We start from the raw sequence: 13475 nt of genomic DNA, 5'->3' as shown, positions 1-13475 counted from the left end.
AGCCTGAGCCCGGCCCCTGCCGGTCAGCCCCTCATGCCCGCCTCCCAGCCTTCCGAGAACCCGGCGGACACCAGCCCCGCCAGACTCGCGGCTGTCGCGAACAACGAGCGCCAGGGCCGCACCCGCGTAGCCACTTCGACGGGCACCACCGCCATCGGCCCCCATCCGAGGCTCTCCCTCAGCTCCTTCGCTTCCTCGCGCAGCACCAGCAACTCCGCCGCCCGCATGTCCCGCGCGACTTCCGCCACGACCCGCTCAGCCTCCGCGACCGCCAGGGCCGCGACCTCGGCGCCCCAGGTTTCGACGTCCCGGCGCAGCTCCTCCAGCTCGGCGCGCAGTTCGGCGAGGACGTCCACCTGCTCCGGCTCCGGCTGCTCGTACCGCGCCCACTCCAAGCGCGGGTCCACGGGCGCCGGACGCTCGTACGCGGCCCACGCGATGCGCGGGTCGACAACCCGCTTCGGCACCGCCAGGGCGAACAGCTCACCGCAGATCACGAGCGCGGGCACCTCCGGCACCACGTAGGTCTCCAGGGCCTCGCACACGGGCGCCTTCGGCTCCTCCAGGGCGACCGCCCGGCGGGGTACCGAGAGCTGCACGAGCGTCCCGCACATCACGAAGTTCTCCGCCACCAGCGCGCGCGGCTCCACGTGTTCCAGGTGTCCCGGCTCCGCCCCGTCCATGAGCACGATGGTCTTGCCGATCTTCGCGCTGACCACGCGCCCGGCGCGGCCCTCGTGAAGAACCTTCTCCCCGATCTCCCAGAAGCCCCTCCCGGCTGACGGCAGCACCGCCACCGGCTTCTCCTGCACGGGCGCGGGCTCGACCGCAGCGAGCCGCCACGCCGCCCGCCGCTGCTCACGGGTGAGCGGTCCCTGTACGGCCGCTTGCGGCTCCTCCTGGTCGTCGCTGAACGCGGGCTCGGCGGTGGCCGCGAGCGGGGTCCAGTCGGCCCCGACGTGCTTCTCCAGCAGGGCCGCCATGAACCCCGGCTCACCTGCCTTCGGGGCTACGGGCACCGGGTGCTTCTTGCGTCCGTGGGCGCGCATGGCCAGGACTGCCTCGGAGTCGCAGATCACCGACTTGAAGACCTTGCCCATGCAGGTCTCGTGCAGGCAGCGCACCGAGATGGTCCATCCGTTGTTGCCCTTGGGGCTCTCCCCGTGGTGGCGGTGCTTGTCGCCCAGGTCGTTGCTCGTCGTACGGAACCGGCCCTCGGCGATCACCCAGTCGTACGCCATCCGCTCGAAGTTGTGCCCGTACCCGTCATCGCTGGCACCCGCGTACGTGACGCTCTCGCCCTCGGTGAGCTGGGCGCCAGGGGTGGCCGCCGCCCGCTCCATCCGCTCCCGGGCCTGTGCCTTGTTCCATGCCACGGCGTCCCGCCCACACGGCCACGCGTGATTGCAGGGCTCGGGGAAGGAGCCGCACCCCTCACGCGGAGCCCGCTCGGTCTCGTACGACCACTCGGGGGCGGACTCCCCCGTGTCGGCAGGCTCAGGATCCTGGGCACCCCCAGCCGGCGACTCCTCGACCGGAATTTCTTCCGTGTCGGCAGCGCTGTGCACTTGCGGATACTGCTCGGCGAGGTAGCGACCCAGGGCGGGGCGCCATTCCACCCCCAGCGCCACCCCCAGCAGCGCGATCCCCATAACCGGCATGACCACGTCGGCGAGCTGCTGGAAGAGGCTTGTGCGCGAGCCCTGCACCGGGTGATCGGCGGGCATCGTCACCCACTTCGCCATGTGCTCCACGGCCATCCGGCCGCCCTTCACGTCCATGTCCCAGGATCGCGCACGGCTGGTCGGTGACGGCCCCGGCTCGTTGGTGACGGTGACCAGGTTCCCGCCCGACGTCTTGCGGTTGCCGCGCGTGATGAACACCGTGCCCTCGGGCAGGCCCGTCCCCTCCGCGAGCCCCGTCACCAGCCCCGGCGCGTCCATCGTGACGTCCGTGCCCTCCAGGCGCGCCACGACCAGCGTGCGCACCCGGTGAGCCGGGGCCCCGTACTGCGCCGCGTCCTCGATCCTCACATCAGCCATGGCCCAGCCCGACAGCTGGAAGTCCGCGCGGATCTCGCCGACGATCTCGGCCGGGAGCTTTGAGGACTGCTCGACGGCAACCCACTCCAGCGGCGCCCCGGCCGCCTTGAGGCCGTTCACCCACACGGCTATCTCCAGCATGAGGAAGCCGTCATTGCCCTGGTAGTCCTCGCGTACCTCCTCGCGGACCTCCTCCCAGGTGCGCCCGCTCGGCTCACGGAACGAGGACTCCACACCGAAGTCGGGGGCGTGGTCATGGCCGTCGCCCATGGGGATCCGGCCCGCAGCGTGGCGGGCGACATCCCACATCTCGGCGAGGAGGTCGATGTTCTCCGGCAGGCGCCCCCACCGCTTGCCCGCGTCGGTGTAGTCGGTGCATGGCGCGGTGATGATCGTCCCCGAGACGTGGGCGAACACGGGGTCGGAGGGGTCCAGCGTCGTCACGTCTGCCTGTATGACCCAGCACCCCGCCGCCTGCTGCGTCTTGACCGCGTCGCCGTTGAGGTCGACGCACAGCATGTCGACGTCCAGGCCCAGGCCCCGACGCAGCGCCACGCACGCCCCGCCCGGACCACAGAACAGGTTCAGCACCCGGGGCCGGTCACCGGCCTGCGGATCGGCCAGCCACCGCTCCAGCTCGGGGAAGCGCTTCACCGCCTCGCTCTCCCGCTCCGGCTCGACTTCCTCGGCGAACGGGTCGTAGCAGGCGCACTCGTCCTCGTACTGCTCGCACTCCTCGCACAGCGCGTCGGGCTGCTCCTCGCCCACCTCGACGACCGGTCCGGGCTGCTGCTCCTCGACGGCCCCACGGGCCACCGCGTCCGCGAGGATGGCGCGCTTGACTGCGGGTAGGTTCGGGAACATGTCCCCGCCCGTCCGGCAGATGTTCTTCTTGTCCTCGCCGTCGAAGATCAGCCGCCCACCGTCCGAGTGCTCGTGCTGGGCGGAGAAGGAACCGGCGAGCTTCCGCACCACGTACCGGTGCCCCAGCAGTTCGGCGACGCACGGGAAGGCGCTCTTGTCGCTGAACAGGATGTCGCCGACCTTGACCGCCGTCGTCTTCTTCGGTGCCATGCTGCCGCGACCCATGGTGCTGCTCTCCCCGCCCGTGCTGGTGATCTTCTTCGCCGTCTTCGCGGCCTTCGCTTCCTGCTGCGCCCGGATCGCGTCAGCCTCGGCATACAGGGCCGCCACGACGTCGGGGCGGGGGTTGTGCTCGCCAGCGTCCAGAGCGGCCGTCACCATCTCGGCGATCAGGTCGCAGTACCGCTCCTCCCAGTCCAGGGCAGAGCCCATCGCCCCCGACGTCTTCCCGCACCGCTCGTACGCCACATCCCACGGGTTCGCGGTGTGACTGAACGCCTTGGCCAGCGGGCGGGCCAGGTGCAGCGCGCAGACACCGACCGTGCCCATGACCGTCACGCCGTCCTCGGCGAGGATGTCCACCACGAACCGCGCCGGTGCGTTCTTGTTCCAGCACGCCCCGATGCACAGCCCCGGCTCATCCCACGAGCCCGGCCCGCACTCCAGCGCGGTCTTGCCGTGCACGCCGTACTTCTCCCGCACCCCGTCGGTGCCCGTGATCACCCATCGGTCCAGCGGGATCTCCCGCAGCCCGGCCACGGTCAGCTTGTGCGCGGCCCGCTTGCGGAACATCCCGTCCACGGCGCCGCTCGTACCGGCTTCGGCGGACAAGCCGTTCGGCCGGTGCTCCCAGCCCCACGCGTATTTCGCCATGATCCCGACGCGCCCGTACCGCTCGACCCGGAACAGCCGGGGCTCAAGCTCGGTCTGCACCAGCTCGGCCGACCACGTCACGCGTTCCTCGTTCATGTGCCCGTACCGGGCCCACACGTCCTGCGCCCATGCGGCGGATGCAGAGTCAGCCCGGCACCACGCTACGGCCGCCGCAAGGCTGTTGTCCTCGTCCAGCTCGGCCCACCAAAACGTGGAGTCGTGCACCCCCCGGACCACCTGCCAGCGTCCCCGCTCGTAGCCACGGGAGAACATCCGGTACTGGTCCCCGGATGCGAGGGTGAGAACCCAGTCCCACCCGTCGTCATCGGCGCGGTGGTGCTCACCCTCGTACGGCTCGACGGACTCGCCCGGCATGAGATCGGCGGGGAACTCCGGCGCAGACTCGATCTCAGCAACCGGCTCCGGCACGTCTGCCCCCAAGGTGATCTGATCGGCGCACTCGTGGCGCACGGTGGTGGTCTGCTCAGTGAGGCTCTGACGGCCCCGGTCGACGGCGTCCGCATCGACAACCGGCCCACCGTGGTTGGCGAGAACGGCGGACACGACATCACGCACACACGTGCAGTCGAATTCGCCGCAGTGGTTGCAGGCGATGTCGTGGATGACCTCTCCGGACCACGCCTTGAGAATGTCCGCAGGGGTCTTGTCGGTCTTGGGCGCCTTACGCGGCTTGAGCGTGATCTGACCTTTTCCGAACGGCTTCCACTCCGGCGCACCCTTGTCGCGCTTGGCCACGTTCTTGGCCATTTCGGCGCGCGTCTTCTCATGCTTGGCCAGCATCTCCGGCGACGTGCAGTCATCCGGCAGGCGGAAAAGGGAGTACGAAAGCCCTCCGCCCTCGGACGTGAAAGCCTCACGAATATCCGTCGACTCGTACGGCGTCCGGCGCGGCTGGTGACCCTCCGGCTGCTGGACAGGTTCGGGCAGGCCGTTCCACTGAGCGGCAGTCTTCTCCGGCGCCCTTTCTGCGACCGGCTCGACCTTGGGGGCGACCGGGGCAGGCTCGGGCACGGCAACCGGTGCCGGAGCGGGACGACCCTCTAGAGCGCAGCGTCCGGCCTCAGTCACGCGGACCACGGACGCGCGGAACGGGCGGGACAACAGTCCCTCACGAATGAGCTTGTCTACTGAGTCCTTACGGACCGCGCCGCGCCGCTCACCCTTGATTTTGGTAATGCGCACGTCGACCTCACGCGAATATGCGCGTACGAGATCCGACGTGGTGTCGGGCATGTACGACTCGTACGAGACGCGCAGCAATCCCCATGCGGCTCTCTGCACTATCGTGCGCTGTGCTGGTGTCAGGGCATAGATGTGCCCTGCGGGTGTGGTCATTCTTGAGAAACCCCTATCGCGTAGTCGCCTGACTGGGACGCCGGGGGTTCAGGTCCGGCGAATTTCGTTCCCCTAATTATCGCGGAAAATCAGGGAGGGTACCAGAGGAAAAGGGAAATAGGAACGTGGGTTAAATCACGGTCCAGGATTTGAGAAACAAAAGAGAAATGGTTGACAAAATGAAATAGGCCCCCACCATTCAATGGATGGTCTAGACCACTCCCTGCCTGGAATCTCGCGAAATTGCACGATCGGCGCGGGAGGAAGTGGCCTCAGGGGCAGTGGCCGGCGAGGAATTGCTCAGCTAAATAGTCTCACCGCCCAAGTGGGTATTGGCGCACGGCATCCACGTTGCTATGCTGCGCATGCTCCTCCAGTCGCCTGGCGGACATCAGGCGCCCGTGGGGTTCAGCTCCTTCTCGAAGGAGACCGCGGGCGCCTTCTGCATGTTCTCTGCCGATAGCCCCTGACCGGCATCTGAGACCCCGTCACACGCCCTCGCGGACGCGCTTACTATCACTCCCGGCGCGGCACCGACGAGAGGACACACCCCCTTGATACCTCCGAAGCCGGAGTACGCCCCCTTCCAGGCCCCCCAGAAGGTGTCCATGAGCACCGGAAAGCGCGTCGCGATCTGCGCGGTCGGCGTTGTGGGTGCGATCGTTCTGCTGAAGGTGGCCGTGGGCGTCACCGCGGCCGTCGCCGGCCCGGGGGTAGTTCCGGAACATGACGCCACGCAGCAGGTGACCGGCCTCAGCTGTTCCTTCGACGATCCCGAGTACATCGGTGGAGTGCCCAGCCACTTCTACCTGTGCACCGTTGACGTCAACAACACCGAGAAGACGACACGAGCATTCTGGATCAGCCTTCAGTGCCAGAACTTCGGGTACGTCCAGGAAGCGCCGACGCGTGACCGCTACGAAGTCGAACCGGGAGAGCAGGTTGTATCGCTGCTTGGGCAGTGGCAGCCGTGGCAGGTCTCCGCGCGCCAGTGCAAGGTCGTCTCCGCTACCTCGGCTCCGGTGGAGCCGTGAGCGCGCACACTGCGGAAGCGGCCTGAGGGCTTCTTCATCTCTTCCTACTCCCGCCCCATCCTCAGCTCGGGCCGCGGTGTCGTAGTACCCCTGTGGACGGCAGGGGACCTACTTCTTGGGGTTCGCTCCGGGTGCGTCCGCTCCATGGGACGCCTCTGCCGTCTTCGACCTGCGGAAGCTACTGTCCCGGCCGTGACTTCTGACGATCCGTTGAACATGGCCGGCGACCCCGCCAAGAACCCCGAGCCCGCCAAAGAACCTGGCAAGGACGTTGGGCCCCCCACCCAGGGCGCCACCATCGGCGACAGCACCGAACCGTCGAACCCGCCGAAGAAGAAGCCTAAGGATCCGCTCACCGCTGTCTTCGTGAGCATCCTCGCCATCACCGTCCTGGGCGTCGCCATCGCGTCTGTCGTGCACGGGGTTCGTCGCGAGGACGCCCCTCAGCCGGAGCCCACCTACACCGGTCCGGCATGGGAGGCGTACGTGGAAGGCCGCGACTTCGGCCGCGCCAACCAGAACGCCACTCTTCCCCCCGGCAAGGGGAGGAAGGCCAACACCCTCGAAGAGGAGTTGTACGAGGCCGCGAACGGGCAGGCGAACGACAGGTCCAAGGACATGCAGGACGCGCTGTCCGCCGACCGCGCCAACGCCGAATGGTGGTGCGAGAAGAACATGCCCAGCAGCCTGCGCGCGAGGTACCTGGAGGATTGGGAGGCCCTGGTCGGCGGCTGCGTGGGCGGCGCCCTCCCCGTCTTTGACCACCCCTACCTGTATGTCCGCAGCACCCCCTGACCCACCGCGCGGCGGCGGGCCCCTACATGTTGTGGTGGGCTCGGCTTCTTACCTTCATGAAGCGGAAATGCCGCATTTTCTGCCAACTGGGAGAATTGGGGAAGGACTTCCCCTTCTCTCCTGGAGCAGGCCGTGGCGAACACGAAGAAGACCCCCATGAGTATGGGGATGGACTACACATCCGACCCTGACGATTTCTCAGGCCGTACGGAATGGCCCCCGCGAACTCCTGCCGAAGTCGACGCCGACCGCGCCACCTGGACGCCCCCGTACGGCTCGGCGCAGGTACCGCCGGCGCCCCAGTGGTACCTCGACGCGGACGGGGATCCCGTATCGGGCGGCTGGCAGACCTCGCGAGAGGTGATGCTCAACTGGCGCTCCGGCGTCGGCGAGGCGGCCGGAGCAGGTACGTACAGCGGCTCCGCAGGGCTCGACCTGGCCGGAGTCCGAGGGCACTTCCTCTACCTGGCCGAGTCCCCCGCAGAGCTGCCCACCACGCCCTCGAAGACCCTGGGGCCGTTCGTGAACACCATCGTGGACGGCCTCAAGCCCGGCACCGAGTACAAGTTCGCGGTGGCCGCCTTCAGCTCCTCCGGCACCGGCCCGCAGTCGGAGATCCTCACCGTGAAGACGCAGGCCGCGGCGGCCTAGCCGGCGCACGACGAAGCCCCCGCCGGGTTATCCGGGTCGGGGGCCTCTTAGTCGGAGCCTCAGATCGTGGTGCCCTTGAGCTGCTCGCGGGTGAACCGCAGCGGTACGCCCGTCTCCTTGTCGAACCGGCGCCGGGCAAAGACGTCCAGGAAGCCCAGGACCCGTAGGGCCATCTCGGCCGTGTTCGTGTTCAGTGGGTCCTGTCCGTCCAGGGCCTTGCGGACCAGCGTGATGACCGGGACGGTCTTGCCCGCGATCTGCACGAGGACGTCGTACTTGCGCTCGCGGTCCTCCGGGGTGTCCAGCAGAGCCTCGGCGACGGCCGTCCTGCTGAGCTGGGCCATGCTGCCGTCCTTCAGGAGTACGGCGACTATTCCGGGCAGCTCTGTGACGCTCATGCGGTTTTCTCCCTCAGTCGGGTACGGCCGGATCAGTCACCGGCCGCGTTCGTGATCGTAGCCGCCCCACGGTGTGTAGACGGCTCCGTCGTCGTCACCGTCGTCCTCGTCGTCGTCACCGTCGTCGTCCTCGTCCCAATCCGCGGCGAACTCCTCCTCCAGGCCCTCGTCGTCGTCCTCCGCCGGGCACGGAATCCGCTCGACCCACGCGCCGGCGTAGACGACGTCCTCGGCGCGGTCGTTGACCCGGACAGTACGCGGGGGCGGGGATGGCGTGGCTGAGGGCTGGGCTCGGCGCGGAGGCGGTGGCGAGAAGGAGCGGGCGCCTGCACTAAAGTGCGCGCTCAGATCACGGTCCATACGGTCGAGTGTGGGTGCGGCGCCAGTGTGGGTGTTAGCGGAGGCCCCGGCCGAGCCGAGGCCCTCGCGCTGTTCTAGGGCTGGAAGGCGAGGCGCTCCAGATAGCGGAGGTTGTTCATCATGCGCTCTCGCCGGTGAACGGCTTGAACGGCTTTTCGGGGGACCACAGAACCATCGGGGCGTCGAGGACGTACTTCTTGTGGTACTCCTCGTAGCTATCCATGTCCGCTCCGGCCGCCTCGCGGGCCGCGTTCATCAAACGCCACTTCTCCGAGTGGGTGGCCTTCGGGTCGTCGGGGCAGACGTACATGTGCATCCCCCCTGGCGTTTCCCCTGACCAGTGAAGATCCACGTACGAGTGGAGCGGAACCCAGCCGTAGTAGTCGTCGGGGTCACGGTCGGCGCGCAGGTGCAGGCGGTTCGGGGGTTCCAGGAGGTTGGTGTACATCTCCCGCTCCTCCTCGGACTCCAGGTCTTCTCGCTCCTCCCACACGAGCCGGTACTCCACATCGTGGTCGAAGCACATCGTCTGCGAAGCGTCCGAGTCCGCTTCGTCTCCGTCTTCCTGGGTTTCGGTGCTCTCCACGCAGATGACCGCGATCTCTCCGCGGGGACCAAACTGCGGGAGACCGCCCGGGAGAGACCGCAGCACCTCCTTCATGAACACGCGGACGTCGTAGATGTGCGTGGGGTCGAGTTCGAGGATCCGCATCCCCACCGCAGGGTTGACCAGGAAGACCAAGTCGAACTTCCGCGCCTCCACACCGGAGCGGGGAAAGTCCTGCGGAGCGAGGACGAGGGGCGCCGTCTCGGTCACCCCTTCCTTGAAGGAGCGCAGGCGGGCTCGCGTCGCGAAGGAGTCCGCCGCGTAGTCCACGAACAGGACGTGCGCGCCGGCCCGGGAGGCGTGAACCGCCATGGCCGCGCTGAACCAGACCGGTGTGTCACCGACACCGCTGATGCGGTGGGTGTGGCCGGGCTTGAAGAAGTCACTCATGTCCGCCCGGTAGAAACGTGTGACGTGGGGGGCGGGTGGGTCGGTGACGGTCATGCTGTGCTCCTCGGGGTCTCGTACATGTGGCCAACGTCCTCGATCCGGCAGCGCTGGCAGCGGCAGGTGATGCGGTGGGGGCGGGTGTGGAAGCGAGGACCGGCGCCGGGGGCACGGCGCGGCGCGTTGGGGGTCTTGCGTGATGAGCGGCCCGCGTACGGGCGGTAGGCGGTCACTGGCGCGCGTACCCTTCGAGGCGCGTGGCGAAGGCATCCAGCTCCCGAAGATTCCTGCGAAGGGTCACAGAGAGCTCCGTCGCGTGCTCCAGGGTGACGTTCTCCTCGACCGCGGAGACCTCGGACATCCGGCTGGCATACACGTTGAGTTCGAGGAACCACCTGTCGATGTTCTTGAGGTCGATCGATCCTTCGCGGAGCATCTGGCGGGGCCGGGTCACGGGCGTGCTGACCAAGGGGGCCGTTGAGAGCGCGGTCCGCTCCCAGCGCCTTTCCATGCAGGCATCGCAGTACTCCTCCTCGGAGCACTGGGGACAGCCGTCATCTTCAACTGGCACCGCTGCCTCGGAGATCTCGGTCGCGCTCACGCCGTACCCCCGAGGATCTGGGTCCAGGTGACCGAGGCGGTCCAGACACCAGCGGTCTTGCCGTAGTCGGTGAGCCGCTCGAAGAAGTCGGCGGCGGCGTGCTCGCGGGCGAAGAAGCGGTGCTTGACGCTGCTGCCGTTGGCGGCGACCCAGCGGACGGCGAACATCCGCTGGAAGTCGGGGGCCAACTCGCACTTATAGGTGCCGTTTGGGGTCATGCATCCAGTGTGAGCACCTGGAATCCGAAAGGGGAATGCCGGTCACCCGGAGAGCCCACACACCGGGCAGGTCATTCATTGTTGTTGTTCTCGCTTCGGCTGGGCCATCCGATACTTCTTGCATTCATCAATAAATCCCCGCGAGTGAACGGGAATTTCTGCAATAAATTCGTTCGGGCTAACCGAGAGATCACAGCGACACGAACGAGTGATCCCGCTGCTGTGGCGACCGTTAGGGTGAAGCGGGCCGGCCAGAGGTCCATCGTGGGCCTGGCCTACGAGGAGGAGTTCAGCCGTTCAGCCTCGACTTACTCGGGCCAGCTCAAGAAGTTGAAGCGGCGAGACTGGGTAGCGATGGCCACTACGGCCATCGCTCAAGCGTCGCGACTGGGCAGTTATGGAGAATATCTCCACAACTGGAGCCGACGGCATGCAGCGCTGCATGGAGAAAACCTCCATGCAGGTCCCCGGGAGACCGGGCCCGGGAGCGTCGCGCTTGCGCAACCATGGCGGAAATCTCCACAGTTGGAGCTGACGGTAAGCGCCGAGGCTGGGCTCGCGTGGCGAAAACCGCCACTCCAGACAGCCGGGGCCACTCGCAAGAGATGGTGATCGTCGGACCGGACTCGGGTTCCGGTCCGAGACGCTCGGAACTACCCACGGCAGATGTGGTTCATCAGTTGCTCTCCGCCATGGCCCTCTACGGGAGAGTTGGCGTGCGCCGTAAGCGCAGCCGTAACGACGGCCGTGCAACGATCCGAAGGCACCGCGGAAGAGTCGGCCGTCTACGCCTGCGACGGGTCGTCCTCCCCCATCACGACCAGCTTGGGACGGTCCGGGTGGCCGATGCCCAGGAACATGATCTTCGTGAGGGCGTCGCGGATCTCGTCGGAATCTTCGTCCGGCATGCGTTCGGGGTGCTGCCTGGGTTGAGCCTGCCCGGGGCGAGTTGGGGGGATAACGGGCCGGAGGGGTGAGCTGGCCGGTTGAGCAGGCCCCGCTCATCCGAGTTGCTCAAACGGGGCCGAGATCACCGCCAATCAGGCGGCGAAAGGCAGCGCTACCACGTCCTCCGACTGGTACCCCCCGAACATGTAGTGCGAGTGGATGTTCCACACGCCGGATACCACGGGCCGGATGACACCGGCTTCCCGCAGCTGCCGCAGAGCCTTGGATACGGTCGGCTGAGAGCTGCCGAGTGCCCTCGCCATCTCGATCTGCGTGCCGGTTACCGCCAGGCCCGGTTCGTCGGCCTTCTGCCTGCTGTTGATGAAGAAGAGGACGCGGTAGGCGGCCGGCGAGAGGTCGTACCGAACCGCGGCCTGTCGGCGCGGTCTGAACATCGCGCGGTTGGTGTCCATGAGCTGATCCTTCCTCGGTTTACGCGGCACGCTTGTCGTCGGGCTGGACGTAGATGTGCGCGCCGTCCGGCATCGCGGAGAGGGCAGCGCCGTGGGTGCGGCCGTTTCCGCAGTACACCAGCTGTGGATTGATGTACCAGACGGTCCGGGTCTCCTGGTACAGCATCTTGGCTTTCCGCAGCTTCTTCAGCGAGATCGAGATGTTCGCCTGCTTGGTCTCCAGCTGTTCGGCGAGCCATCTCTGGCTCTCGATGATCACGCGTCCGTGGTCCCTGTGGGACTGGTTCTTGCAGAAGAAGCCGAAGACCCGGACGTCGAAGAACGTGAAGCCGTACTCGTTCCGCTCGAAGACGTCCCAGACGGCATCTGCGGTCATGGAGTACCGCTTGCCTACGAAACCGTAGGAGAAGATCTCTCTCGGTTCCTCCGTGATGCGGAGATCTACCACATCACCGTTGTCGCGGTTCTTCGCTTGGATGTTACGGATGCGCGGGGACTGCTGTGCCACGGGTGCCTCCGGGCTTCGGATGGACGCTGCTCAGGTAGCCCATCCGCCCCTTCGACGGCCTTGCTGTGCGACAGCCTATTCGGAATCTTGCTTGTCTGATAGTCCACCAATTAGGTGGTTCGATCGGCCCCATAGGCCCCCGTTTGATAGTCGGTTCACTATCAAGTGACAGTCAGCCCGCTATCGCCGAAGTGGCCGGATCTCAAGCGGGACAAGGGCCGAGCAAAACCTGCTCTTAACTGCGTAGCAGAGGCCGACGTCTGACCTTGGCTCCCCGCTTGATCCTGTAGTTGAAGTCCTTCGGTCGTTCGACGACTCAACGTGGGACCTCGACAGCGACCGAAGGGAGCGGGAGGTCCCAAGGCGACCGAAGGGAGCCATACAGCAGTGAGCATTTGCTTTTACTCTTCAGCTCCCTTCGGTCGCCGTGCGTGGCCCCGCTCCCTTCGGTCGCTCACAGCCACGCAGGATGTCGAACTCTCGGATCCGTCGACTTCGGGTACCGCACCTACGCCGCACGCAGATCCTGGCTCCCTAGAAGCTGTCCCACGAAGACGCCCGAGATGACCGGCTGGGCTGCTTCTCATCCTCTGCGGCATCGCCCTCGTATTCTTCGTCTTCTGTCATCTCGAAGGGCTTTTCGATGTCGAACCAGCCGAGTTCTTCGCAGTGCTCGTGGATCCTGGCGTAGAGACCTGCCTCCGGCGGCAGAAGGACCCATGGCGTCTTGATCTGCATCATCAGACCGGCCTGGATCACTGAACCCCCGACGTAGCTCGTCAGGGCTTCCACCAGGTAGATGTGCTTCACCGTCACCAGCCGTGACTCGGGCTTCTCTACCGGCAGGGTTTCATCCGGCTCGGCGGCACCGAGGAGCTTCCGAAGGTAATACTCCTTGGGCGGCAACTCCTTCCGCAGCTGCTGCGCCTTATGCCACACGCCCCGCGTCAGCGGTGAGAAGTGGGCTCTGACGGCCGGCTGAGTCTTGCCGAATCCGTCATACCAGTCGGGGATGTACTTCACGGGACGGAAGGCTACGAGGAGACTGCGGTACTGCTCGGGCTGGAAGACTTCCTGGGCGTAGTCAATGGTCACGGCTCAGCTTCGGCCAGGACCGACGTCGGAAGGAATCGGCCGGACCGGTGAATCCTCGACTGCATATGCGCGCCTGTGTGGACATCGCGTCAGTTGATGATGGACTCGGCGCGGCGAGGAGGCCGACGCGGCGGTTCCGCGCGCCTAGAGAGAGTTCCTCCTTGCTGACCCAGTACGCCGTCGACCCCTCCGCTGCCGAAGCGATCTGTCGTCAACGCGGCTGCTATGACCGGGCGTTCCCGCCGGTGCCGACGCTGGACTTGTCCGAGCTGCACGCGCTCTACCGCGAGGGCACGCTGACCGACTCCGACATGGAGTCGATCTA

At 66.7% G+C, this 13475-nt stretch carries 13 protein-coding genes; 3 read left to right on the top strand and 10 right to left on the bottom strand.

What is annotated here, in order from left to right; translation table 11 throughout:
* Positions 1 to 23 precede the first annotated feature (23 nt).
* Positions 24 to 4580, bottom strand: coding sequence for a DNA cytosine methyltransferase (locus BGK67_RS26185; protein ID WP_069922370.1), 4557 nt, complete (start codon positions 4578 to 4580; stop codon positions 24 to 26).
* Positions 4581 to 5743: 1163 nt separating this feature from the next.
* Between BGK67_RS26185 and BGK67_RS26180 the strand changes: the two genes are divergently transcribed.
* From BGK67_RS26180 to BGK67_RS26170, 3 genes are all read left to right on the top strand, one after another.
* Positions 5744 to 6169, top strand: coding sequence for a hypothetical protein (locus BGK67_RS26180; RefSeq protein WP_141754056.1), 426 nt, complete (start codon positions 5744 to 5746; stop codon positions 6167 to 6169).
* 192 nt (positions 6170 to 6361) lie between these two features.
* Positions 6362 to 6964, top strand: a complete 603-nt coding sequence (locus BGK67_RS26175) for a hypothetical protein (protein ID WP_141754055.1) — start codon at positions 6362 to 6364, stop codon at positions 6962 to 6964.
* Positions 6965 to 7120: 156 nt separating this feature from the next.
* Positions 7121 to 7615, top strand: a complete 495-nt coding sequence (locus BGK67_RS26170; RefSeq protein ID WP_141754054.1) for a fibronectin type III domain-containing protein — start codon at positions 7121 to 7123, stop codon at positions 7613 to 7615.
* A 59-nt stretch (positions 7616 to 7674) separates the two neighbouring features.
* On the opposite strand, the gene BGK67_RS26165 is transcribed toward BGK67_RS26170, so the two are convergent.
* The 9 genes from BGK67_RS26165 to BGK67_RS26130 all read right to left on the bottom strand — a co-directional run bounded on the left by BGK67_RS26165 (position 7675) and on the right by BGK67_RS26130 (position 13150).
* Positions 7675 to 8013: a hypothetical protein gene (locus tag BGK67_RS26165; protein WP_069922366.1), complete on the bottom strand. Its 339-nt coding sequence runs from the start codon at positions 8011 to 8013 to the stop codon at positions 7675 to 7677.
* Positions 8014 to 8049: 36 nt separating this feature from the next.
* Positions 8050 to 8373: a hypothetical protein gene (locus tag BGK67_RS39500; RefSeq protein WP_069922365.1), complete on the bottom strand. Its 324-nt coding sequence runs from the start codon at positions 8371 to 8373 to the stop codon at positions 8050 to 8052.
* 118 nt (positions 8374 to 8491) lie between these two features.
* Positions 8492 to 9424 (bottom strand): class I SAM-dependent methyltransferase, encoded by a 933-nt coding sequence (locus tag BGK67_RS26155; protein ID WP_069922364.1) that lies wholly within the window; start codon positions 9422 to 9424, stop codon positions 8492 to 8494.
* A gap of 172 nt (positions 9425 to 9596) precedes the next feature.
* Complete coding sequence (locus BGK67_RS26150) at positions 9597 to 9968, bottom strand: hypothetical protein (protein WP_069922363.1); 372 nt, start codon at positions 9966 to 9968, stop codon at positions 9597 to 9599.
* On the bottom strand, positions 9965 to 10186 hold the full coding sequence (locus BGK67_RS26145) for a hypothetical protein (RefSeq protein WP_141754053.1): 222 nt from the start codon (positions 10184 to 10186) through the stop codon (positions 9965 to 9967). Before BGK67_RS26145 ends, BGK67_RS26150 begins: the two co-directional genes overlap by 4 nt.
* A 785-nt stretch (positions 10187 to 10971) precedes the next feature.
* A complete protein-coding gene (locus BGK67_RS40775) occupies positions 10972 to 11094 on the bottom strand; it encodes a hypothetical protein (protein WP_279628707.1) in 123 nt (40 codons plus the stop codon).
* A gap of 132 nt (positions 11095 to 11226) precedes the next feature.
* Positions 11227 to 11547 (bottom strand): MarR family transcriptional regulator, encoded by a 321-nt coding sequence (locus tag BGK67_RS26140; protein ID WP_069922361.1) that lies wholly within the window; start codon positions 11545 to 11547, stop codon positions 11227 to 11229.
* 19 nt (positions 11548 to 11566) lie between these two features.
* Entirely contained in the window at positions 11567 to 12055 is a 489-nt protein-coding gene (locus tag BGK67_RS26135; RefSeq protein ID WP_069922360.1) for a replication/maintenance protein RepL, read from the bottom strand.
* 534 nt (positions 12056 to 12589) lie between these two features.
* On the bottom strand, positions 12590 to 13150 hold the full coding sequence (locus tag BGK67_RS26130) for a hypothetical protein (protein WP_069922359.1): 561 nt from the start codon (positions 13148 to 13150) through the stop codon (positions 12590 to 12592).
* Between the last annotated feature and the right edge of the window lie 325 nt (positions 13151 to 13475).

Origin of the sequence: Streptomyces subrutilus, assembly GCF_001746425.1 — a bacterium.
Taxonomy (GTDB): Bacteria; Actinomycetota; Actinomycetes; order Streptomycetales; family Streptomycetaceae; genus Streptomyces; species Streptomyces subrutilus_A.
This window is presented reverse-complemented; position numbering and strand designations above follow the sequence as displayed.